Origin of the sequence: Streptomyces spororaveus (assembly GCF_016755875.1) — a bacterium.
GTDB lineage: Bacteria > Actinomycetota > Actinomycetes > Streptomycetales > Streptomycetaceae > Streptomyces > Streptomyces spororaveus.
In genome coordinates this window covers 236,875-258,455 of the sequence record NZ_BNED01000003.1, presented here as the reverse complement: position 1 = coordinate 258,455, position 21,581 = coordinate 236,875, and the positions used below count along the sequence as shown (strand labels likewise).

The following is a 21,581-nucleotide window of genomic DNA, read 5'->3' as shown; positions in this document are numbered from 1 at the left end:
GGACCACTCCTGCGGTCCCGGCCCTGCGGCATGCCGATCAGTGCTTGAAGACATCCTTGACCTTCTTCTTGGCCTTGCGGGCGTCGCCCTTGGCCTGCTCCGCGCGGCCCTCGGCGGTCAGCCGCTCGTTGCCCGTCAGGCGGCCGGCGGTCTCCTTGAGCTTGCCCTTGGCCTGCTCGCCCTTCGCCTCGGCCTTCTGCTCACCAGACACAGCTGATCACTCCCTCTTCGGTGGAAACGCCCTACGCAACCCCGTATGGCCGCTGAGAGCTCTCGCAAACGGGGTCGGCTGCGACAGGGCCCGGCTCACGAGGGCCGCGCTACGGGCCGGCGCGCTACCGGGGGAGGAGAGCGCGGACCGTCTTGCCGCCTCCGGGCCCGGGCGTGACGACGGTGGCGAGGGACAGGTCGTTGACCATGTGCCAGTCAAATCCACGCGTCCCGTCGACGAAGTCGGGAGCCCGCATCCGCGGCATCGACGGGCTGGGATCCTCGACAGCGACCTCGATGCAGCTGGGTGCGCGATCAGGCGGAGGGTGTGGGCGCCACCACCGTGGCGCAGGTGGTCGTCACCAGCTCGGTGACGACCGCTACACCCAGGGCGTGATGGGAGCTGCCGCGCGCACTCGCGCTCTGAGAAGCGGCGCACCCCCGGTTCAAGCCCGCCCGGCCAGCAGTCGCGGCTCCAGCGGCAACTCCTGTCCGCCCGACTGGGCGGGCGGCGCGCGTGAGCGTAGTGGTTGGCGGGGCACCGGAGCGGGAGGTGGGGATGCGGCTGGGGTGCGGTGGTTTGCGGCTCAGCGGGCGGCGACGAGGAGAAGAGGCAGCGGCGGCGCATTCAGGAGGCCTGCCGCCGGGGCACGGGCGAGCGCGCCGAGAACGCGCCGTCGCGGTACCCGACGACGAGCTCGGGCTCCCGCCGGGCGCGGCGACGGCCCGGTCGTGCAGATCGGAGCGCGCCCGAGCGGGGCTCGCGTCGCCTCTCAGAGCTCGTTGTGGACGCCCGCCGAACACATGACGCTGCATCAGTCGCTGAGGGAACTCCCCTCGGATCGCCGAGTGGGGGCGCCTGAAGCAGTTGCGGCGCCCCGCGCCGGAGCTCGCCACCAGGTTCGGCGATCTTGACGAGGCGATGGAGTACTTCGACGAGGAACGGGCGAGCGGCAGCCACCTGCTGCCGGTCAGCTCGGCTGCGCGCATCGTGAACCGTGAGGCGCTGCCAGCCGGCCGGCGACAGCGCGTACGACCCAGCGCGCGCTACCGGCGCCTTCGGGGAAACGCTGCTGGCCGGGCCGGCGAGTTCGGTGACGTATGTCACTTCGTGCGGTGTCACGTCTGCTTCGGCCTGCGGTGTCTTGAGGGCATGAGCGAACACAGCAATCCCAGCAATCCCAGCAAAGTCGTGGTCATCGGCGGTGGGTATGCCGGGACGCTTGCGGCCAACCGCCTGCGGGCACGCCTCGACGTCGAAATCACGCTGGTCAATCCCCGAGCCGAGTTCGTCGAACGCATCCGACTCCACCAGTTTGTGGCCCGTACCGGTGAAGCCACGATCGACTACGGCACGCTTCTCGGCGAGGGCATCGAGCTGATCGTCGACAGTGCCACGCGCATCGACACCGCAGCCCGAACGGTGCAGCTCGAATCCGGACGCGGGCTGGACTACGACTACCTGATCTATGCGGTCGGCAGCCTCACAGCGATTCCGATGTCCGTGCCCGGCGCGGGCGATTTCGCCTTCGACGTAGCTGAACTGGAGTCCGCGCAGCGGCTGCGGGCCAGGCTGGAAGCGTTGCCCCTTGATGCTGCGGTCACCGTGGTCGGCGGCGGGTTGACCGCCATCGAGACGGCCGCCGAGCTGGCCGAGCAAGGTCGCAGGGTCACGATGATGTGCGGCAGCACCCTGGCGCCGACGTTCAGCACAGCTGGTCGCCGCTACATCGCCAGATGGTTGTCCCGGCACGGTGTCGACGTACTCGAAGCCGTCTCGGTGAGCGGGGTTCGCCAGGACGCGGTCGCCCTTGCCTCTGGTGAGGTGCGTCAGAGCCCGCTGACCATCTGGGCTGCCGGTTTCGGCGTGCCGGATCTGGCGGCGGCGAGCGGGCTGCGCACAGACAGGATCGGCAGGCTGCTCACCGACGAGACTCTGACCAGCATCGACGACCAGCGCATCATGGCGGCCGGTGACGCTGCCGCTCCGTCGGGCGATCCGCTGCGGATGAGCGGATACGCTGCCGGGCCCCTCGGGGCGCAGGCGGCCGACACCGTGTTGAGCCGTATCGCGGGAACCGAGCCAGGGGTGATCGACCTGGCCTTCTCCGGGGCGTGCGTCAGTCTCGGTCGACACGCCGGCATTCGACAGCTGGCTCGCAAGGACGACACCGCGGTAAACCTCTACATCGGCGGCCGCATGGGCGCGGCGATCAAGGAGCTGACCTGCAAGTTCGTGGTGGCGAAGCGGATCCGTGGCGAGGCTCGCGAGCCGGGTTCCATGAATTGGCCCAAGGGCGGCCCGCGTCCGGCAGGGGCGGTTTCCGCCACAGAAGAGGTCACCTCCCCGTGAGCACCCAGGCGCATGCTGAACGATTCACCCTGTTGAGGCCGCTGCTGTTCACCATCGTCTACGAGATCCTCGGCTCAGCGACCGAATCCGACGACGTGCTGCAAAACAGCTACCTGCGGTGGGCCGAAGTGGACCTCGCGACGGTCCGGGACACCAAGTCGTATCTGGCCCAGCTGGTCACCCGACAGGCGCTCAACTCCTTACGGACGAGTGCGCGCCGCCGCGAGGACTACATCGGCCCCTGGCTGCCCGAGCCGCTGCTTATCGACGAGAACGACCCCTCGGCCGACGTGCTGCTCGCCGAGTCGGTGTCGATGGCAATGCTCGTGCTCCTCGAAACCCTGACCCCCGATGAGCGCGCGGTGTTCGTGCTGCGCGAAGTGTTCGGCTTCGGGTTCCGCGACATCGCCACAGCGGTGGGCAAATCCGTGACGACGGTCCGCCAGGTGGCACACCGCGCCCGCGAGCACGTACAGGCACGGCGCAAGCGCTTCGAGCCCTTCGACGCCGCCGATACCGCTCGGATCACTGAACAGTTCCTGACCGCCGCGGCCACCGGCGACCTGGACGGACTGCTCTCGCTGCTCGCGCCGGACGTCACCTGGACCGCCGACAGCGGCGGCAAGTCCACCGCGGCACGTCGACCAGTGGTGGGCGCGGAGAAGGTGGCCGCAGTCCTCATGAGCCTGTTCCGCCCGGAACGGCTGGCGGATTTGCGGATGGAGAGGGTCAACTGCAACAACACGCCCGCCATCGTCATCAACGGCGAGCGCATGGAAGGCGTCTTCCTGATCGAGATGGCCGACGGGAAGATCATCAACTTCTACGCCATCCGCAACCCGGACAAACTTCTCGCGGTGGCGGCCCCACGTCGGATCAGCCGATAGAAGCAGGCGGCAAGCAGGTCGCCTGCGCGGCCCGGGACGGCAGGCAGCCCCGTACCGCATGACCCCCGCTGCACAGGCTGGCTACGCTGCCGCACGCGTCGCCAGGGACGGCGAGGCCGAACAACGAAGCATGGACGGACATTCACACCGAGACTGCTGCCTGTGGGCGCAACCATGATCAATCTCAGCGTTGCATCCCGTACCGCGCCTGCGCGCACTCGGTACCCGGCGAGGGTCGTCCTCTGCGGCTTCCGCCAGGTCCCTGCAGCCTCGGGCGAAGTGTGCACTCTCAGTGAAAGGGGGGCTGCTTCTTCCGTGACGTGGCGCACCTCGGCCTGCCCGCTGGCCGCCGATCCCACCCTCGCTACAGGGTTGTCATGAGGCCCGCCAGAGACGGGCCAGGAGCCCGACTCGGTCGAGGGGTGTCGTCACGGCATAGCGGGTCGGCAGTACTGCCGGGCGGCGACACACAGACAGGCGGCTTGGGGCGCCCGGCGTGAACGGCGGCAGGCGATGGTGGGAGTCGACTCTGACCAGGTACGGCATGTTCAGGTCCAGCGGCGGCAAGCTCGGCACGCACCCGCGCCTGCCGTGGCTCGGGAAAGGCAGAGCGCTGCCGCCGCATCGCCACGGGAGCTGGCCTGCCAATTGGCGCGCTCCGTCGGAATGGCTGACCGGGAGCTCGGTACCACTTGGGCGCCGATGCCTTCCCGCCCGCCGAACGCGCCGTACTGACCTCACTCGCGGGCCTCGTCGCCCAGGCACTGGACCGCGCACGCCTCTACGACACCAAGCACGGGCTCGCCCACACCCTGCAATCGGTTCTGCTGCCGCATACCTTGCTCCGTGTCGAAGGTCTTGATGTGGCCGCCCGCTACCTACCCGCCGGCCGCGGAATGGACGTCGGTGGAGACTTCTACGACCTCATCCGCCGCGACGACACCACGGTCACCGTCGCGATCGGCGATGTCCAGGGCCACAGCGTTACCGCCGCCGCCCTCATGGGACAGGTCCGCACGGCCGTTCATGCCCACGCCACCGTCGGCACGCCTCCCGGCGAAGTGCTCGCCCGCACCAACCGCCTCCTGATCGACCTCGACTCCGGCCTGTTCCCCAGCTGCCTGATCGCCCAGATCGATCTCGCGCAGTGTCGCGCGCACCTCGCCACGGCCGGACACCCCCCCACCGATCCTGCGCCACCCCGACGGACGCACCGAAGTCCTTGACGTGCCCCCGGGCCTGTTGCTCGGCATCGATCCCGACGTCGACTATCCGACCACCGAGATCCCACTGCATCCCGGCAGCGTGCTCGCCCTGTACACCGACGGACTCGTCGAAATACCCGGCATCGATATCGAGGACACAACAGCCGAACTCGCCCGCCACTTCGCCGACGTCGAAGGCCGAACGATGAACGACGTCGCCGACGCCCTCATCACATACGCCACCGCATCCGCACCCCGTTACGACGACATCGCCCTCCTCCTCCAGGCATCCCCTGAAGAGTGAAGCGCCATCTGGGTCCCGTCAGAGCAGTCCCCTCGTTTACCGGACGGCGCGCCCGCGACCGATGCGCCGGTGCCCGTCACCCCGCGCGGCCCACTCGCCTCCAGCAACCGGTGATGCAGGCGTATCAGGTGGGCGAGGCCCGCGACCTCCTTGAGCTGGTCGAGAAGAACACCGATGCATCGGTCGTCTCCCGCCTGCACGGCGACGGCAATCGCATCAACAAGCTCGTCCGGATCCTCGGGCATGCGGACAGTCTTCACCGCTTCGCAACCTTTCATTCATGCCTCAGTCGGCGAGCCTGTGGGCTGTTTGAAGGCTCTTCCGCCTGGCGGCTTCGCCGACCCAGGTGCGTGGACGACCTTGACCGCGCCATTTCGCGCATTCACGGACGGCATCCCGGTGCCTCGCGAAACCGAACGGCTGACCCGGTTCGAGTCATTTTCGACGCCGGACTCTAAAGGGCGGGGTCAGGCTCCCTCGGGGGTGATCAGGCAGAAGGGATGGCCGACGGGGTCCTCGTAGACGCGGTATCCGATCGGCTTGTCCGAACCATCCAGCAGCGTCGCGCCGAGGGCGAGCACCTGGGCTTCAGCCGTATCGAGGTCTGTGACCATCACATCGATGTGCATTTGCTGAGGGCGCGCGGGATCCGTCCACCGTGGCGCGCGAAAGCCCTCCACCCGCTGGAAGAGGACCACCGGGGTGCCTGCCGCGTCCTGGAGCACGACGAAGTCGCCGGTGTCGGCCTGCCGTGAGAGCGACAGCAGCTTCTCGTAGAAGCCGGCGAGTTCATCCGGGTCGGGGCAGTCGATGACAACGGTGTACAGGTGTCCGATCACCCGGCTCACTCTGCCACTGGCCCGATCGCCGGCCAGTGGCAGGGGGCCAGCCCAAGGCTCGAGAACAAGCCGAGTGAGTGTTGGACAACCTAAAAGTGCAGGTCACAGGCCAAGGGGGCGCCCAGAAGGTCTGGACTTGAGACACCTGGAATGATCCAATACAGGATGACATCGTTTTGGGTGGGTAAGCGGGTGCGTCTGCGCGGTATTGAGCCTGGTGACGGGCCTGCGTTCATGCGTTTCGCGGAAGACGAGGAGGGCTTGGGGGACCTGGTCAGCCCGCCTCGGTCCGCAGAGGGATACCGCGCCTGGGCCGATGAACGGGCGACTGCCAAGTCCGATAGCGACCGCTTCCAGCTGGCAGTTGAAGCCGTCGGCACAGGGGAGATAGTCGGTGCCGTTGGCTCACACCAGGCTGATGCGCGTAACGGCTGGTTCGAGTACGGCATCACGATTGGTGCTGATCATCGTCGCAAGGGCTACGCGGCAGAAGCCGCGATCTTGCTGCTTCGTTTCATGTTCCATGAGCACCGGTACCACAAGTGCCAAGTACGGATCTTCGCGCACAACCAAGCGTCTCTGGCTCTCCACCGTCAGCTCGGATTCGTTGAGGAGGGCCGACTGCGTGAGCTCGCGTACCTCTCCGGTCGGCACCACGATGTCGTGATGATGGGCATGCTTGCCGACGAGTTCGCAAAATTGCACTCACCGACCACGTGACGGTCTGAATGCTCACACGACGACTCTGGCCCGGCGTACCGCCACTAGGTTCTGTCTCTTTGGTCAGCGTCGGGTCCAGATGAGGATGCCGGCGAGGTGGAGTGCGGCCTGGTAGGCGATGGCGAGCTTGTCGGTTCGTGTGGCCAGGCCGCGCCACTGCTTGAGCCGGTTGATGCAGCGTTCGACCGTGTTCCGCTGCTTGTAGACCTCTCGGTCAAAGCCAGGCGGGCGGCCGCCTCGGTGGCCTCGCCGCAGGCGGTGGCCGATCTGGTCGGACGGCTGCGGGATGACCGCGCGGATGCCCCGGCGTCGCAGGTGGCTGCGGATGGCTCGGGAGGAGTAGGCCCGGTCGGCCAGAACGACGAAGGGGCGGGTCCGCGGCCTGCCCGTGCCTCTGCGGGGCACCCGGATGCGGGCCGTCACCGTCTCGAAGGCGGGTGCGTCACCGGCCTGGCCTGCGGTGACGGTGAATGCCAGCGGCCGTGCCCCACCGTCCGCGGCCAGGTGAACCTTGGTGCTCAGCCCGCCGCGTGAGCGTCCGAGCGCGTGATCGGAGGGCTCGCCGGAGCGGGCCGCCCCCTTTTGCGTGCGCCGGCCGCGTGCTGGTGGGCCCGGACGACCGTGGAGTCCACTGACACGGTCCAGTCGATGTCGTCGTCGGCGTCCGCCGCTGCCAGGACGGAGGCGAGGATTTTCTCCCAGGTGCCGTCGACGGCCCATCTGAGCAGTCGTTTGTGAGCGGTCTGGAACGACCCGAGCTCGTCGGGCAGGTCCCGCCAGGGCGAGCTCGTGCGGTACTTCCAAGCGATGGCCTCAAGGGTGCGGCGGTGGTCGGCCCACCGCCGGCCGCGGACCGGATCGGCCGGCATCAGCGGCTCGATCCGGCCCCACATCGCATCAGTGATCACTAATCGGACAGACACATCCGATCAACTGACCAACCCATCAAAGAGACACGCTCTAGGCCGTGTTTTAGAACTCGCTGACCTGCCTGGTTGGCCTTCCGGGGAAGTCGCGGGCGGCCATCCAGATGGTGAGGTCGCGGGCGATGTCGTTGATGCTGGTCGCCGTGGTGACCTCGTGCTCGTTGCGCGTGGTGTCACGGCGGACGATCTCGTAACCGCCTTCGTCCAGGACGGCCACGGAGGCGAACCAGACAGGGTCGTCCTCGTCGGGCTGGACGACCACGAAGGTGTTGTCGGAGTCGTTGAGTTCGCTGATCAGCATGAACAGCGCATCCTCGGAGGGGTCGTCGATGCGGTCGCCGCTCTCGCTGTCGGCGCCGTAGTACTGAGCCCCCATCGTTGCCTTCCCCTCGCCTGTTCACCTGGGTCGCGGTCAGCATGGCATGAGGAACCGACAGCTCAGAGCGGTCATAGCCATTCGCCGATCGCGGCGATCAGGACGGTGGCCTCGAAGCGGACCGCGAGTTTGTCGAACCGGGTGGCGACCGCCCGGTTGCGCTTGAGCCGGTTGATCCCGCACTCGACCGCGTGCCGGGCCTTGTAGTCCTCGCGGTCGAAAGCCGGGGGCCGCCCGCCGGCCTTCCCGCGCCGTTTGCGGTTGGCGGCCTGGTCGGCAGGCTCCGGGATCGTGCACCGGATTCCCCGCTTCCGCAGGTAGGCTCGGTTGGCGCGGGAGGAGTACGCCTTGTCGCCCCGCACTCGCAACGGCCGGACACGGGGACGGCCTCGTCCGGTGCGAGGGACTCGGATGCCTTCCAGGACAGCGGCGAACTGAGGACTGTCACCACGCTGACCTGCGGTGACCAGCAAGGACAGCGGCCGTTGGCCTTGCTCGCAGGCGAGATGAATCTTGGTGGTGAAACCTCCCCGGGACCGGCCCAGGCCGTGGTCGTCGGGCTCGGTGCGGGTTCCGCCAGGCGGTTCCTTCTGGGCCTGTCCGTCGCGGCGGGCGCCTGCGGCGTGCTGATGGGCCCGGCAGATCGTGGAGTCGACGTTGATCTCCCACGTGATCAGCCCGGCTGCATCCGCCTGAGCCTGCAGCCGGGTCAGCAGCAAGTGCCAGATCCCGTCGCGCTGCCAGCGGCGGAAGAGTCCGTAGACCGTCTGCCACGGCCCGTATTCGAGTGGCAGATCCCGCCACGGAGCACCAGTCCGTGCCCGCCACCGGATGCCGTCGATCAGCTTCCGCCGACCCAGCGACCGCCTGCCCACCACCGCCACCGGCAGCAACGGCTCCAGCACCGCCCACTGCTCGTCAGAAAGATCCCCTCGCCCCACCCCGAGATCATCACGGCGCGAGACGAGGGAACGAGCCCACTTCTAAAACACGGCCTAGCAGGCCCTGAATCATGACGCTGCTCATGCAGGGCACGACCCTCGCCCGCCCGTCCCATCGCCTGGTCGAGGTCTACGACTCGGACGCCTACCTGACCGACAGCACGGCCATCGCCGCAGCGGAGCGCAACGTTGTCGGCGGCAACGGCTATCACCTCTACTTGTTCAGCCTGCAGTCCGACCTGGAGGTGGCAGTATCCGTACGGGTGTGGGACGAACCGCAGCCTCCGCCCGGTGAGGCAGAGGGCTTTACGGCCGTCAGCCTGGAGTCGGGAACCGGGATCCTGGTGATCGGCCAGTTCACCTTCGGACCTGCGGCGGAGATGTCCCTCCCGAGGCCGGGCGTCTACGAGGGACACGCTTCATGGGCCGGCCGGATCGCCGCTGCCGAATACTACGAGCACGCGCTCCGCCAGGTCGAAGACGACTGGAGCGCAGCACGGATCCAGCGGCTGTGGCACGACAACCCGCAACCTGAGCAGTACACCCTCGACCTCTGGTACGTCCGCGAACCTGAACCCGCAGACGATGAGGACGACTGACCTGCCTCCTTGGAGCGTCTGCTATCCGGGCACGGGACACGTGCCTCACCGCCGTGAGTGCGGCCAGACCGAACTCGCGGCCTGTAAGGGGGAACGCAATCGCTCCCACAAACAGGTTCGCGCCCCCGTCGAGCACGTCGTCGCCCGCATGGAGACCTGGAAATCCTCCGTGACTGCCGACTCAAAGGCGACGGAGTCCACCACGCCATGCTCGGCATTGCCCGCATGCACAACCTGGCCTTGACGGGATGACACAGGGGCAGGCCAGCCATCGTCAGTCGATTGTTGGGCCGGCAGCCGACCAATGCTGGCCACGGGGCCTCTGATATCCGGACTCCAGCCGAATACTGCTCGCATCGACAACCGCGTAGTCAAGAACGAGCTTGCGCGGGTCGCCGTCCTCATAAGGCCACACGGTGACAGAGCCCTTCGAGACAGAAACATACGACGCTCCCCGAGCAGTACGTGCTCTTGCCGTTCAGGGCCTGACCGTCGAAGAAGAACGCTCCGACCACACCTCTCTTCGGCGGAGTCAGCGGGGGAAGGGGGGAAGCCGGCGGAGGAGTGGCTCGGGAGGGCGACGCCGGGGATATCGCGTGGTCCGCGGTGGAGATGCCGTTGGGGGCCGGGGTAAGGAGGGCGAAGCGGAAGGGGAGAGCAGCATCGAAGAGGTCGGGGTCGGGGTGCCCGAGGCCATAGCGGCAGGGCTGGCGAGCACGACCGTCGTGATGCTGAGAGCGAGTGTGGTCAACCAATCGGATCTCAGAGAACTTACTTCCTGAGCGAGGTGATAACGCTGAAAACGAGCGTGATAGTCCGTCAGTTTGGCGAGGGGGCAGACTGTGCAGCGGCTTGAAAGATCGTCAACGGAAATGAAAAGGGTTCAAATGAGCGTGAATTGGATGAGGGCTGGTGTGGCCATTTCGCTGGCGCTGCTGCTGTCCGCGGCGTCAGGCGGTGGTGCCTTAGCGGCGCCCACTGCGGATCCGCCCCGGCCCATGCCCAGCGGTGCGGAGCTGCCTGTGACGCTGGGGGAGCGGATCAGCATTTCGACCGACGCAGGGGTCTCCGGGGACGCCAGTAACGGTGTCCGGGTGGTCTCGCCCGCCTTCGTGTCGGACGGCATCCTGCGCATGGACGATCGGCTCCTCACGGCAGTCGTGACGGTGTCCTGCACGGCCGCTCCCGGTTCCTACGAGGTGCGGTTCGGCTCGCCCGTCGGCGACGAGAACGTGTCCAAGATCGACCGGTTGTGGGGGAGTGTGCGGGTGGCACCGGTTGAAGCGGCGGAACGGGAGGCGTGCGAACGGCGGGTGGCGGAACTGCCGCCGGTGTCCCAGGAAGAGCGCTGGCCCGAGGACTCGGGATGGCCGGCGACACCGTGGGACGTACGTACGGTGCGGGCCGGGGAGCGGATGACGGCCTCGGACGGCGTCGCGATGGCAAGCGACGGGGAGGTCACTCTGTCATCCCCCGCCTTCACGCGGTCAGTGGTGATGCACGGTGCGAAACTGGTATCGGCCGTCGTTCAGATCCGGTGCGACGCACAGCCCGGGCTCTACGCCGTGCGCTGGAATGAGCGGGGCAAGTCGGCGAAGATCTGGGCCCGCTACAGGGTGGTCGACACCGCCGCACCGGGCTGCCAGGACCCCGTGGTCACACCGCAGGCGAGCGCGGTCCGGCGGTCGGCTCCCTGGCTGCTCGGCGCCGCCGCGGCCCTGACTGCATCAGGCGCCGTCGGCTATGCCTTCCTCCGGCGCCGTAAGGCTTCCCGCTGACGCCGATGACGCTGTTTCACCGGTAGGGAATCCACTCAACCCATCGCAATGCGGCGTGGCTCAGCAGAAGCGTCGCCGCCGCGGGAGGGGAGTGCGGCATGTCGGTTTCGACTATGGCCGAAAGAGTCCGAGCCGTGTCCCGAACGCCCCATGCCCAATATGTCGCGGGGCGCGACCGCCTGCGTCGTTCCAGGTGAGGCCGAGAGTGACAGCCCATGCCTTGATCTGCTGGTGGTAGGGCTCTGGTCCGGTGCGCATGGCGGGGGTGCCGCGGACTGCATAGGCAGGCAGGCGGGCCTCGCCCAGGACGGCGCGCGGCAACGAGAGACCGAACCGCTGCTCCAGAACGCCGAGGGATCGCTCGTGGTAGGCCACGTCATGCTCTTTGGAAGGAGGGAAGTTTGCCCGTGCTGGGCGACGACCCCTTCTGGGCGTCGTTCGGCGCGGGGCTGGGCGCGGGGTTGATCGTGGTGCCGCTCCTGACGGTCGTGACCATGTTCGTACTCGTCCTGCTGGCCGGTCGGCGGTTCGAGCCGCCGACCGGCGGTCCCTCGCGGATCCGGGGCGGCTGGCTGATCGTGCTGCCCCTGGTCCTGCTGCTGCCGGTGGCCCTGCTCGTGCCACTGCAGTACCTGATCGTGCTCGGCACGCAAATCGTGTACCTGGTGTGGGTGTTGTCCTGCCAGGATGCCCGCGACACGGCGGACGTGCTGCGCTCGCTCGCCGAGCCGGCAGTCCCCGCGGAGCAGCGGGCCCGGAGGGCACGGGCGGTCGCGGGACTGCAGGGCAGGCCGGTCGTCGAAGCCCTGGTGCAGGCCTCGGCCGACGCGGAGCCGGAGGTCGCCGAAGCGGGTCTGGAGACCCTCTGCACCATCTGGCGGCGCGACGGAGTCGTTGGCGAGGACCTGCTGCTGAAGCTCGACCCGCAGGCCCAGGAGCGCGTCCGGGCCCTCGGCGTCAGGGTGCGGAGCCCTTGGTGAGAACGGCGGCGATCGGCCGGGCCCCTTTCCCTTCCCGGGGGCGAGGACACTGCCGGGCGCGGGGGCATGCGCTACCGCGGGCTCCCCGAAGGCCCGTGATCGTGCCCGCAGTGCGCCGAGTTGGCGTCCTGTGCGGCGACGTCGAACCGCAGGTACCGCTCATCGGAGGGCGTGAAGTGGGAGCCTTCCGTGGCGCGGCGGGTCCGATCGGCGCATCGCCGCCGTCGAGCCGGGGGAAGTGCCGGGTCGGCGGTCCGCGTTGAACGGCTCGCCGACCCGCCGATTGGGACTCCAGTACTTGAGCCAGAGTCATGACCCGTGAACAAAGACCCCCGGCCGGCCCAGATCACCCACCGCCTGGTAGGCGACTGCGAGGTTGCTGCGGGAGGTCAGCGTGTCGGGGTGGTCGGCGCCCAGCGCCCCCTTGGATGGTGCCGCCCGCTGACCGGGCATCGGCTGGAGCGCCTGCGGGAATTGGCTGGCAGGTGCATGACGGGTTGGTGGGGTGCGGGGCTATTTTCTTAGGGCTCCGGAGGGGCGGCTGTCCGAACTCGCGGACCACAGGCGGGCGGTGGCGGCGTCTCCGGTGCCCCGGCTCCGCCGAGGGGCCGGTCCCCCCCCACGCGTGAAGGAAGACGACCATGTCTCTGGGCACCTGGCTGAAAGCAGGAACCTCCGCCGCCGCGCTGGTCCTCGCGGCGGCTACCACCGCGGCCGCGGCACCCGAGCCCGTACCGGGCGCTACCGCAGCGGTAGTGACACTCCGTTACGACGACAGTCAGGCCGGTGGCTGGGAAGCGGCCATCGCGGCCGGGGTCGCTTCCTGGAACACGAACGTCAGTAACGTACGGCTGGTGGAGGCCGCGCCCGGCGCCCGGGCCGAGATCGTCATCGTGGCCACCACCGGCTGGCCGCAGGCCACCCTCGGCCCGGTCCGTCCGGGGCGACAGGTCCGAGTCGAACTCGGCGCGCAGGCCGTGAGCCAGGGGTACGACAAGACGCGCATCGCTGCGCACGAGCTGGGCCACAGTCTGGGCCTCCCGGACACCAAGCCGGGGCCGTGTTCCCAGCTGATGTCCGGGTCCAGCGCCGGGACGGCCTGCGTCAACGCCGTGCCCAACGCGACGGAGCGGTCCCGCGTGCAGAACGCGTACGCGAACGGGCTCGCGGCAACCGCGCCGACCGACGGCCGGGTACTCGTCGACGCCCCCTGACCGGCGGGTCGGGCCGGTGCGGGGCCTGGCTGGGGAGCGACTCCCAGAGGGCGGCCGTGCCGGTCCGGCGGGCCACGTGGACGGGTCATCCCCAGGCACGGGGAGCAGACTTGCTGCGCTAGGGGGTCTCACTTCTCGAGACCAGTCGCTTCAAAGGGCCGCGAAGGACTTCACCAGCCGCCCAGCCCGTCGGCTGCTCGGCCGGAAGGCGGCGCAGGCGGTGCGGCGGGCGCCTTCGGTGGCCGGCTCCTTGCCGAAGGGGTCTGCGGTGACGAGATCAACCGGCTCGGCGGGAATCGTCTGCGCCCACCGAGTGGCGCGCGCCGGTTTCGTGGTGCTCCCGGTGCGGTCGGCGGCGGGCATCGCGGCCGGCCGGGGAGCGGTGCGGGGACAGGAGGCCGGCCGTGGCGGGGCTGGCGGTGCACAGGCGGCTTGCCACGGTCCGTTGGTGGTACGGCGGTTCGCCCGCGGGATGGGGCGTGGCGGGGCGGTCGGCCGACAGACGGGCGGTGAAGCGGGGCCAGGCAATCAGGACGATGGGGTAGACGGCGTAGCCGATGCGGGTGGCCGGGGACAGCGCTATCGCCAGAAGCAGCCCCAGGGCCAGCCGGTCGGCGGCGGCGACGGTGCTGCGCGGCGGGCGGAGCAGCAGCGATGCCCCCACACCCACCGCGCTCAACGCGATCAGCGCCGTGGTCACCGCCTTGCCGTGAGGAAGCAGCAGAACGATCAGGTACCCGAGCAGGGGACTCTGGGCGGAAGACGCCGTGGGGCCGAGGCCCAGCGGGTAGAGGACGACGTTCTGGTAGAAGGCGCTGATGTCGACCAGCATCGCGGGGGTGATGGTCAGCGCGGCCAGGCCGGTGGACACTGCCGCGCACCTGAACGCGGCGCGCCTCCCGCCCCGTACCGCTAGTACGGCGACGATCACCGGGATGGCCGGCCAGGCGGTCCACTTCAGAACGGCGCCACCCCCACGACCAGGCCCGCGCGCCCGGCATGACCCCGCTGTGTGAAGGCCAGGGCCAGGCAGAGCAGTCCGATGACCGGCGGGTCCACGCCGCCGATGCTCAGGGGCAGAGCGACGACAGGACAGGCGATCAGCCACAGGGCGCCCGTCAGCCCGGCGGAGGCGCCGCGCGTGGTGCCGCTCGGCCCCGTAGCGAGGGCCCCGCCCCTGGTCAGCACCCGCACGGCTCCCGCTACGGCTGCGAGGAACCCGACGAGGAACCACACGCGGGCGCCGGCGAACGGGGTGTCACCGAACAGCAGGTGCGGTATCCCGAAGAGCGCCATGCCGGGAAGGTAGGGATTGAAGTCCCTTACGGCGTGCGGCGCGGGGTTGTACGGAGTTCCGGTGGAGAACAGCAGCTCGGCCGCCCGTTCCACGACGCCCACTTCCATCTGCGCCCTGCCGATCACCGACAGGTACAGCAGCGGTACGGCCGCCGCACCGGTGACGGCGACCACGGCCGGAGTGCGGGCCCACGGCGTGGACGACCGCGCCGCGACCAGAGCCGCGCAGCCATATCCCGCCGCGCCGACCAGGCCCCACACCTTCTGCGAGGTGTGGTCGGGAGACGCCAGCCCCACCACGAGTGCCGACACCGCGCACGCCAGCAGTACCAGCCGGTCCCACCGTCGTCCGTCGGCGATGGGCTTGGCTGCGGAGCGAGACCGAGACCGAGACCGAGGCTCCTGTTTCCGAGCAGCTTGCGACATCAGGCATCAACCTTTGGAGAAGAGGTGAGGGCATGAGGGCAGAGGGCATGACGAAGTGAGGGCGGGGTGAGGGTGAGGGCGAGGGTGAGAGGGAAACGGGAGAGAGTGCCGCCGGTACCGGAGTGCTTCCGGAGGGGTTCGCCTCACGGCTTGGAGAGGCGTGGCAGGGTCCGGCGGCAACGACGGTGACGGCCGGGCGCCGGGTTCCGGTGGCCCGGTCCGTGACGGCGGTGCGCGCTTCCCTGGTGTGGAGGCCGCGCACCGCACGTAAGGCTTCTGCTCCGGCGCGGGCTCCGGCGACCGTCATCGCGCCGGTCCCCAGGGGCGCGGCCCCGTCACCGGGTCCGGGTCGGTGAACCCGACTGCGTGCCGGCGCGCGGGGTGTTCTGTGAGAGGCCGACGGCTGTGGCGGCACCGCTGGACTTCGTACCGCCCGCCGGTTCGCGACGGCGGCCGGGGACGGCGTGGACAGGCACGCACACGACGGCACTCACGCGGCAGTGCATACGAGCCGCAGGGCGGCGCTCACCCGGTGGTGCTCGCGCCGCGCGGGGTGCCGCCCGTGGAGCTCTTCAGCACGCGGTACGCGGCGAAGACCAGTACGGCGACGATGGCGCAGGTGAGGGCCGTCGCCACGAGCTGGAGGGGCCAGTAGTGGGCGAGGGGGTGGAAGTCGCGGTAGTAGCCGACGGCGTCGAGCTTGTCGTACGTGGCGCGGCATTCGGGGAAGACGCCGCCGCCGCAGTAGGGGTCCGGCAGTCGGGCGCCGGTGGAGGTGAGGATGCCCTCGTCGACGACGATTCCCGTGCCTGACGGAGCGCCCTGCGCCCGGTCGCGTACCTGGGTCACGCTGGGCCACAGGTAGGGCAGTGCCGTGTGGACGACGGCGAACACGCCGGTCGTGGCGACGACGGAGGTGCCGAGGGCGGGCAGGGAGCGGCGCCAGAGCAGACCGACCAGGACTCCGACGACGAGGCCCAGGAGGGCCAGGGCGACCGTGAGCGGCCCGCCCGAGTAGAAGGTCGGGAAGTCGGACCAGGACTTCGCGGTGTCTATGCGGTCCTCCCCGGCCGACCAGGCAAGGTGGTGCAGCGCGACCACCATTCCGGTGCCTGCGACGACGAGGGTGGCCGGCAGGGCGAGTTTGGCGGTGAGCCAGCGCACGGGGGAAACCGACTGGGCCCAGGTCAGCTGAGCGGTGCCCGTCTCCATTTCCCTGCTGGTCAGCGTGGCCCCGGCCCAGGCGGCTACGAGGAAGGGGAGGGCGACGACGGCGAAGGTGGTGGCGGAGTAGACCTCCTTGTAGCGGATGATCGCGGGCTGGTCGTAGGCGCACTGCGACGCCCCGGCGCACGCGTTGTACTGCTCCCACGCCGCCGCGGAGGCGTCGGTGAGCGGGCCGCCCAGCCACAGCAGCGCGGCCGAGAGGAGGACCACGAGGCCGACCCAGACGCACAGCGCCGGCCGGTGCAGGCGCAGCAGCCACCGGGTCAGACGGGGCGCGGGGGACGGATGCCGCGTGGCCGCGGGAGCGGTGGGGGCAACGGCGGTCATGCGGACTCCTCCTGGGGCATGGCGGAGGCGGAAGTCGCCTCCTGGGACGTGGGGGAGGCAGAAGTGGAATCAGAAGCGGAAGCGGAAGCAGAATCGGAGGCGGAGGCGGAAGCGGAAGCGGTGCCGAGCGTGAGCGGGGGCGCCGCCGGATTGCGCAGGTGGGCGAGGAGCAGCGTCTCCAGGGACAGGTCGATCGTCTGCCAGCCGGCGGGCAGCGGCCCTGCGGGGCGGACGAGGGCAGTGACCTGGCGACCGGTGATACGGGATTCCACCGTGGTGTGCGGGGCCAGGTCGAAGTCGGCGCCAGTGGCGACCTCCCGTGCGGGCCCGGTGATCAGGGAGTGCACGGCGAGCAAGTCGTCGATGTCACCCGCCAGACGCACCCGGCCGTCGCCGATCAGCAGCAAGTGGTCGCACGAATCCTCCAGTTCGGCGATGACGTGTGAGGACATCACGATGGTGGTGCCGTACCGCGCGGCCGTGGCCATGAGTGTGCCCATCAGCTCGTGCCGGGCCAGCGGGTCGAGGTCGGCCACCGGCTCGTCCAGCAGCAGCAGTTCCGGCCGCTTGGCGAGGGCGAGGGCGAGCGCCACGCGGGTGCGCTGGCCGCCGGACAGTGAGCGGACACGGGCTCCGAGGTCCAGGCCACCGCCCGCCGCTACCCGCTCCGCGGTGTCCGCGTCCCAGCTGTCGGGGTTGAGATCGGCGCCCATGCGGAGCGTCTCGGCGACGGTGAGCTGCGGGTACAGCGGCTTGTCCTGGGAGACGAAGCCGATCCGCGGCCGCGCGTGGGCCGGGTGCCCGCCGAGCACCGTGACCGAACCCTCGCTGGGCGCGATCAGCCCCGCCGCCAGGGCGAGCAGCGTCGACTTACCCGCGCCGTTGGGCCCCACGAGCGCACTGACACGTCCCGCCGGCAGCTGAAAGGTGCAGTCACGCAGGGCCCATCCGCCGCGCCGCCGGAACGTTTTCCCCAGCCCGGTTGCCTCGATGGCACTGGTCGTCATCGGTGATCCTGTCCCTTCTCGGTGGTATCGAAGTGCTCGTCCAGCACGACAGCGAAGAGCGCTGCCACGTCATCCCGCTCCAGGCCGGCCGTCCGAGCGCGCGACGCCCACTCGGAGAGCTCGCCCCGCAGCGGGGAGTCGCTCGGTGTGGCACCGAGTGACCTGCGCACGAAGGTGCCGAGGCCTCGCCGGGCCTCGACCAGGCCCTCGCGTTCCAGTTCCCGGTAGGCCTTGAGCACCGTGTTCGGGTTGACTGCCGTGGCCTCCACGACCTCTCGGGCAGTCGGAAGCTTGTCGCCCGGCTCCAGCAGGCCCAGGCGCAAGGCCTGCTTGGTCTGCTGGACGATCTGTACGTAGGTGGCAACCCCGCTGCGCCGGTCGATCCGGTATTCGATCATCCCGGCAAACACCCTTTCACTATTTGAGTAGTGAATAGTGGATCAAGGGGGGTGTGGATGTCAAAGAGGGCGCCGGCCACGGGGTCCGGCACACGTCGCTGCGCAGCCTGACGGTCCTGAACATCGCCGGGCTCGGACAGCCGCGCCCGCACCGGCAAGGGCACGCCGCTGCCCGGGTGGTGAAGACCCTGGCGATGCCCGCCGGACGGAGCCGGATACGACGTCCGGCCCGATTCGAGGATGACGCACCTGGCGGCGACCAGTCTTTGGCGGGAACGTATTCTCGCTGTTCATGACGTCGCGGAGTCGGTTGTGGGGTGTGTCCTCCTGGGTGGCATGGGCGAGGGGTGCTGCGGCGCCGTGGCACCAAGCGGCGATCGAGGATGCCCACCGCCTCGTGTGGGAGGGCTCGTTCGAGGCGGCGGAGGCACGGGCGCGGACTGTCGTCGCCGCTCGTGAGGGTGTGCGGGGGCGTGATCGGCGGCCATGGGTCGTCTGGACGGGCAGGTACTCCGCCCTTCAGGCGGCGGTCCTTCACGGCCGCGGGGCGGTGGTGCTGGCTGAGCTCGAAGACCTCATCGCCGGCTCGGAGCACCTGACCGGCGCGAGCCGGCGGATGCTGCTGCGGGCCAGGCTGTTCCGTGCGTGGGTGCTGATCGACGAGGGCCGGCCCGCTGAGGCGGAGGCCGAGGTCGAGGCCGTTCTGCGGACGCTGACGCGGACCATGTACGTGACCGAGGTCTGGGAGCTGGAACTGAGTGCCCTGGTGTGCATGGGCGATGTCCTGTGCGCGCTGGACCGGCACAAGGAGGCGGAGACGATCGCCCGCGCGCATCTGCCGCGGGCCGAGGGGCACCTGGCGTTCGGTCTGCAGCTCCTGTTGCTTCACAGCCTGTCGGGCCAGGGGCGTCATCAGGGGGCACTGGACGAGTCCGGCAGGCACCACCCCGCGTCGTCTCCCGCCGACTCGGGAGCGCACGAGCTCGCCGCTGCCGTCGCCCTGAAGGGCCTGGGCCGCCACGACGAGGCGAGAAGAGAGGCCCAGCGGGCACTGACCGCATGCGAACGCCACCTCCACCCCAGCCACCAACGGGTGCGCAAGATCCGGGCACTGCTCGCGCTCATAGCCCCCGCCTGACATGACAGACGCGCGGCGCGCAAGCCGGGCGCGGTCGACGCGCGACACACCCCTGCAGCCCCGGAGGTCACCAGCACCCGCCCCGCTGCCAGAAGGCACCCGGGCGCGTACGCAGCCGGGGTGGTGTCCGGGGCCCGCCGTCCCGGGTCGGCGGCTGCCTCGTAGCGGCCGTTGCCACAGTGGGCGCGGCGGCCTGGTTCAATGCCGCTCAGGAATCCGGGACCACCACGGACGCGCTGTGCGGCCCCAACCTCGGCCGCGACGAGGCCGTCGCGGCGCAGCCCAAGGCCGTGGCCTTCGTCGAGGCCGTCGAGAAGGCCTGACCGGGCCCCAGCTGAACCTTTCGACAACCCCCTCCCCGAGATCACCGTCCGTATCGGCCGACCCCGCACGCAGAAGCCCGCACTGTCCTCCCGGGACACCGCACACGCTGCCGCCGCCGGCGGCCTCACCGAGAACTCCGTACGGAGAGGGCTTTACCGGCCGTTCTACGGAAGGCGACGGCTCATGACAGAGCTGGGGCGGCTGTGAGCCGACCGAGGTTCGCCAGGGAGAGTGGCGAAGACCTTGCGGTCCTCCCGGCGTGCAGGGCCGCGTCCTTCCGGAGTTCCGCACGCTCCACCGGAGCTCTTGCGCCCGTATCGCCGCCCACGCCTGACATTCCCCGGCGCGGCTGACAGCGCCGCCACAGACCATTCCGCAGGGCTTTCGAGGCGGCCGGCCCCGGCCGCGCCACGGATCGTGCGACAGGGGTCAGGAGAACGCCGCCGCTTCATGTACCGGCGCGGGGCGGGCCCGGTCCGCATGACCGAATACCACCCCATTGGCCTGCTGGCCGAATGTGGAGCCGCAGTGTTGTCGAGGAATCGGCGCCGGGACATGATCACTTCTCGCACGACCCGACTATCCATCCGGTGTCGGCGCAGAAGAAGTGAAATCCCGGCCGGTGTCGGCTTCTTGCCGCTCCCGGACGCATCGAGACAAAGGTGGGAGCAAGGGGGGCATGCCGGATCCGGCAGCTCTCTTCTGCCGTCGCGCAGACGCTTCGCGTTGTCTCATGTCGCTTTTCAATGAAAGGAATTCCAGGCTTTCATGTACAAACGTTCAGGGTTCCTCGCCCTCACCACGGTGAGCATCGTGCTGTGCACCGCAGGTCTCGCGCCGACCGTCAGTCAGGCAGCCGGGGGTGCCGGCGACGGGAACGGTTCCTATGCCGACAGCAACGGCCTGACAGCGGATGACGTCAGGCTCATCAACGCGCTGAACGAAGCGGGCCTGGACCTGGGCCGGCCGGGCAAAACCCCCGGCGGGGACCTGCCGAGCGCCACCGAGTCCCTCAGGGCCTCCACAGCGGCCGGCGACAGGGTCACGCCGCCTGCCGAGCCGCTGGACCGCATGCCCGACGCGTACCGGGCCCATGGAGACAGGGCCACTACCGGCATCAGCAACTACATACGCAAGTGGCAGCAGGTCTACAGCCATCGCGACGGACGAGTGCAGCAGATGACCGAACAGCAGCGGGAGCAGCTGTCCTACGGGTGCGTCGGCGTCACCTGGGTCAATTCAGGTCCTTATCCGACCAACAAACTGGCCTTTGCGTCCTTCGACGAGGAGAAGCACCGGAACGCTCTGGAGAACACCAGCCCGCGGCCGGGCGAGACGCGGGCGGAGTTCGAGGGGCGCATCGCCAAGCAGAGTTTTGACGAGACAAAGGGATTCAACCGGGCCCGGGATGTGGCATCCGTCATGAACAAGGCCCTGGAAAGCAGCCATGACGAGAGTGCCTACCTGAGCAACCTCAAGGCAGAGCTCGCGAAGAACGACGACGCTCTCGCCGCCGAAGACAGCCGTTCGAACTTCTACTCGGCCCTGAGGAACACCCCGTCGTTCAAGGACAGGAACGGGGGCAACCACGACCCGTCCAAGATGAAGGCGGTCATCTACTCGAAGCACTTCTGGAGCGGGCAGGACCCCTCGAGTCCCTCCGACAAGCGGAAGTACGGGGACCCCGGTGCCTTCCGCCCCAACCAGAACACAGGCCTCGTAGACATGTCGAAGGACAGGAACAGCTCACGCAGCCCCGCCAAGCCCGGCGAAAGCTATGTCAACTTCGACTACGGCTGGTTCGGGGACCAAAAAGAAACAAACCCTGACAACACCATATGGACCCACGCCAACCACTACCACTCGCCCGAAGGTGGTATGGGGCCCATGCAGGTATATGAGAGCAAGTTCCGCAACTGGTCCTCCGGATACACGGACTTCGACCGCGGAACCTACGTCATCACCTTCATACCCAAGAGCTGGAACACCGCGCCCGCCAAAGTGAAGCAGGGCTGGCCGTAACAACTCGCCGCCTCGCGAGCGCAATTCCGCGCAGCCACCGCCGCACGGCGCCGGGGTCGCCCCTCGGCCACGCCCGGTAGGAGT

At 69.1% G+C, this 21,581-nt stretch carries 22 protein-coding genes and 2 pseudogenes; 13 read left to right on the top strand and 11 right to left on the bottom strand.

What is annotated here, in order from left to right; genetic code table 11:
- Positions 1-37: 37 nt before the first annotated feature.
- Together Sspor_RS02300 and Sspor_RS41260 are read right to left on the bottom strand one after the other, a co-directional pair.
- Positions 38-211, bottom strand: a complete 174-nt coding sequence (locus Sspor_RS02300) for a CsbD family protein (protein WP_202197476.1) — start codon at positions 209-211, stop codon at positions 38-40.
- A 124-nt stretch (positions 212-335) separates the two neighbouring features.
- Positions 336-467, bottom strand: a complete 132-nt coding sequence (locus Sspor_RS41260) for a hypothetical protein (protein WP_308445513.1) — start codon at positions 465-467, stop codon at positions 336-338.
- A gap of 665 nt (positions 468-1,132) precedes the next feature.
- On the opposite strand from Sspor_RS41260, the gene Sspor_RS02290 reads away from it, so the two are divergent.
- From Sspor_RS02290 to Sspor_RS02275, 4 genes and pseudogenes are all read left to right on the top strand, one after another.
- Positions 1,133-2,563, top strand: coding sequence for an NAD(P)/FAD-dependent oxidoreductase (locus tag Sspor_RS02290; RefSeq protein WP_237403609.1), 1,431 nt, complete (start codon positions 1,133-1,135; stop codon positions 2,561-2,563).
- Complete coding sequence (gene sigJ / locus Sspor_RS02285; protein ID WP_202197475.1) at positions 2,560-3,450, top strand: RNA polymerase sigma factor SigJ; 891 nt, start codon at positions 2,560-2,562, stop codon at positions 3,448-3,450. Before Sspor_RS02290 ends, sigJ begins: the two co-directional genes overlap by 4 nt.
- 707 nt (positions 3,451-4,157) lie before the next feature.
- Positions 4,158-4,959, top strand: a pseudogene (locus Sspor_RS02280) (PP2C family protein-serine/threonine phosphatase); the annotation flags it as partial.
- Between the two features lie 113 nt (positions 4,960-5,072).
- Positions 5,073-5,417 (top strand): hypothetical protein, encoded by a 345-nt coding sequence (locus Sspor_RS02275; RefSeq protein ID WP_202197474.1) that lies wholly within the window; start codon positions 5,073-5,075, stop codon positions 5,415-5,417.
- 9 nt (positions 5,418-5,426) lie between these two features.
- Here Sspor_RS02275 and Sspor_RS02270 read toward each other — a convergent pair whose 3' ends face one another.
- A complete protein-coding gene (locus Sspor_RS02270) occupies positions 5,427-5,807 on the bottom strand; it encodes a VOC family protein (RefSeq protein ID WP_373318731.1) in 381 nt (126 codons plus the stop codon).
- 141 nt (positions 5,808-5,948) lie between these two features.
- Between Sspor_RS02270 and Sspor_RS02265 the strand changes: the two genes are divergently transcribed.
- The gene (locus Sspor_RS02265) at positions 5,949-6,518 is read left to right on the top strand and encodes a GNAT family N-acetyltransferase (protein WP_237403608.1); all 570 of its coding nucleotides are present in this window, start codon (positions 5,949-5,951) and stop codon (positions 6,516-6,518) included.
- Positions 6,519-6,581: 63 nt separating this feature from the next.
- Here the strand turns inward: Sspor_RS02265 and Sspor_RS02260 are convergent.
- The 3 genes from Sspor_RS02260 to Sspor_RS02250 all read right to left on the bottom strand — a co-directional run bounded on the left by Sspor_RS02260 (position 6,582) and on the right by Sspor_RS02250 (position 8,761).
- Positions 6,582-7,411, bottom strand: a protein-coding gene (locus tag Sspor_RS02260; protein WP_444546260.1) for an IS5 family transposase whose coding sequence is annotated in 2 segments (ribosomal slippage) — positions 6,582-7,070 and positions 7,073-7,411 — 828 coding nt in all. Because the reading frame shifts where the segments join, the coding sequence is not laid out codon by codon here.
- A 79-nt stretch (positions 7,412-7,490) separates the two neighbouring features.
- Positions 7,491-7,820, bottom strand: coding sequence for a hypothetical protein (locus Sspor_RS02255; protein WP_030654589.1), 330 nt, complete (start codon positions 7,818-7,820; stop codon positions 7,491-7,493).
- Between the two features lie 71 nt (positions 7,821-7,891).
- Positions 7,892-8,761, bottom strand: a complete 870-nt coding sequence (locus Sspor_RS02250) for an IS5 family transposase (RefSeq protein WP_202197473.1) — start codon at positions 8,759-8,761, stop codon at positions 7,892-7,894.
- A gap of 71 nt (positions 8,762-8,832) precedes the next feature.
- On the opposite strand from Sspor_RS02250, the gene Sspor_RS02245 reads away from it, so the two are divergent.
- From Sspor_RS02245 to Sspor_RS02225, 5 genes and pseudogenes are all read left to right on the top strand, one after another.
- A complete protein-coding gene (locus Sspor_RS02245; RefSeq protein ID WP_202197472.1) occupies positions 8,833-9,360 on the top strand; it encodes a hypothetical protein in 528 nt (175 codons plus the stop codon).
- A 22-nt stretch (positions 9,361-9,382) separates the two neighbouring features.
- A pseudogene (locus Sspor_RS02240) lies at positions 9,383-9,612 on the top strand (IS5/IS1182 family transposase); the annotation flags it as partial.
- A gap of 590 nt (positions 9,613-10,202) precedes the next feature.
- Entirely contained in the window at positions 10,203-11,138 is a 936-nt protein-coding gene (locus Sspor_RS02235; RefSeq protein ID WP_202197471.1) for a hypothetical protein, read from the top strand.
- A gap of 401 nt (positions 11,139-11,539) precedes the next feature.
- Complete coding sequence (locus Sspor_RS02230) at positions 11,540-12,118, top strand: hypothetical protein (protein ID WP_202197470.1); 579 nt, start codon at positions 11,540-11,542, stop codon at positions 12,116-12,118.
- A gap of 641 nt (positions 12,119-12,759) precedes the next feature.
- Entirely contained in the window at positions 12,760-13,332 is a 573-nt protein-coding gene (locus tag Sspor_RS02225; RefSeq protein WP_202197469.1) for a snapalysin family zinc-dependent metalloprotease, read from the top strand.
- A gap of 277 nt (positions 13,333-13,609) precedes the next feature.
- Here Sspor_RS02225 and Sspor_RS40190 read toward each other — a convergent pair whose 3' ends face one another.
- The 5 genes from Sspor_RS40190 to Sspor_RS02205 all read right to left on the bottom strand — a co-directional run bounded on the left by Sspor_RS40190 (position 13,610) and on the right by Sspor_RS02205 (position 18,013).
- Entirely contained in the window at positions 13,610-14,203 is a 594-nt protein-coding gene (locus Sspor_RS40190) for a hypothetical protein (protein ID WP_237403607.1), read from the bottom strand.
- A gap of 86 nt (positions 14,204-14,289) precedes the next feature.
- The gene (locus tag Sspor_RS40185) at positions 14,290-14,940 is read right to left on the bottom strand and encodes a hypothetical protein (protein WP_237403606.1); all 651 of its coding nucleotides are present in this window, start codon (positions 14,938-14,940) and stop codon (positions 14,290-14,292) included.
- A gap of 639 nt (positions 14,941-15,579) precedes the next feature.
- Positions 15,580-16,608, bottom strand: a complete 1,029-nt coding sequence (locus Sspor_RS02215; RefSeq protein ID WP_202197468.1) for an ABC-2 membrane transporter-related protein — start codon at positions 16,606-16,608, stop codon at positions 15,580-15,582.
- A complete protein-coding gene (locus Sspor_RS02210) occupies positions 16,605-17,615 on the bottom strand; it encodes an ABC transporter ATP-binding protein (RefSeq protein WP_202197467.1) in 1,011 nt (336 codons plus the stop codon). Before Sspor_RS02210 ends, Sspor_RS02215 begins: the two co-directional genes overlap by 4 nt.
- Entirely contained in the window at positions 17,612-18,013 is a 402-nt protein-coding gene (locus tag Sspor_RS02205) for a GntR family transcriptional regulator (protein ID WP_202197466.1), read from the bottom strand. Before Sspor_RS02205 ends, Sspor_RS02210 begins: the two co-directional genes overlap by 4 nt.
- Positions 18,014-18,566: 553 nt before the next feature.
- Between Sspor_RS02205 and Sspor_RS02200 the strand changes: the two genes are divergently transcribed.
- The 3 genes from Sspor_RS02200 (at position 18,567) to Sspor_RS02190 (ending at position 21,497) form a co-directional block, all read left to right on the top strand.
- Positions 18,567-19,151: a tetratricopeptide repeat protein gene (locus Sspor_RS02200; protein WP_202197465.1), complete on the top strand. Its 585-nt coding sequence runs from the start codon at positions 18,567-18,569 to the stop codon at positions 19,149-19,151.
- Between the two features lie 179 nt (positions 19,152-19,330).
- Positions 19,331-19,474 (top strand): hypothetical protein, encoded by a 144-nt coding sequence (locus tag Sspor_RS02195; RefSeq protein ID WP_202197464.1) that lies wholly within the window; start codon positions 19,331-19,333, stop codon positions 19,472-19,474.
- Positions 19,475-20,243: 769 nt separating this feature from the next.
- Positions 20,244-21,497: a protein-glutamine gamma-glutamyltransferase gene (locus tag Sspor_RS02190; RefSeq protein ID WP_202197463.1), complete on the top strand. Its 1,254-nt coding sequence runs from the start codon at positions 20,244-20,246 to the stop codon at positions 21,495-21,497.
- Positions 21,498-21,581 lie beyond the last annotated feature (84 nt).

Coding starts and splice junctions, on each gene's coding strand:
- Sspor_RS41260 (WP_308445513.1), bottom strand. CDS start 467: ATGCGGGCTCCCGACTTCGTCGACGGGACGCGTGGATTTGACTGGCAC.
- Sspor_RS02290 (WP_237403609.1), top strand. CDS start 1,133: ATGGAGTACTTCGACGAGGAACGGGCGAGCGGCAGCCACCTGCTGCCG.
- Sspor_RS02275 (WP_202197474.1), top strand. CDS start 5,073: ATGCAGGCGTATCAGGTGGGCGAGGCCCGCGACCTCCTTGAGCTGGTC.
- Sspor_RS02265 (WP_237403608.1), top strand. CDS start 5,949: ATGATCCAATACAGGATGACATCGTTTTGGGTGGGTAAGCGGGTGCGT.
- Sspor_RS02255 (WP_030654589.1), bottom strand. CDS start 7,820: ATGGGGGCTCAGTACTACGGCGCCGACAGCGAGAGCGGCGACCGCATC.
- Sspor_RS02245 (WP_202197472.1), top strand. CDS start 8,833: ATGACGCTGCTCATGCAGGGCACGACCCTCGCCCGCCCGTCCCATCGC.
- Sspor_RS02225 (WP_202197469.1), top strand. CDS start 12,760: ATGTCTCTGGGCACCTGGCTGAAAGCAGGAACCTCCGCCGCCGCGCTG.
- Sspor_RS02215 (WP_202197468.1), bottom strand. CDS start 16,608: ATGACCGCCGTTGCCCCCACCGCTCCCGCGGCCACGCGGCATCCGTCC.
- Sspor_RS02210 (WP_202197467.1), bottom strand. CDS start 17,615: ATGACGACCAGTGCCATCGAGGCAACCGGGCTGGGGAAAACGTTCCGG.
- Sspor_RS02205 (WP_202197466.1), bottom strand. CDS start 18,013: ATGATCGAATACCGGATCGACCGGCGCAGCGGGGTTGCCACCTACGTA.
- Sspor_RS02190 (WP_202197463.1), top strand. CDS start 20,244: ATGTACAAACGTTCAGGGTTCCTCGCCCTCACCACGGTGAGCATCGTG.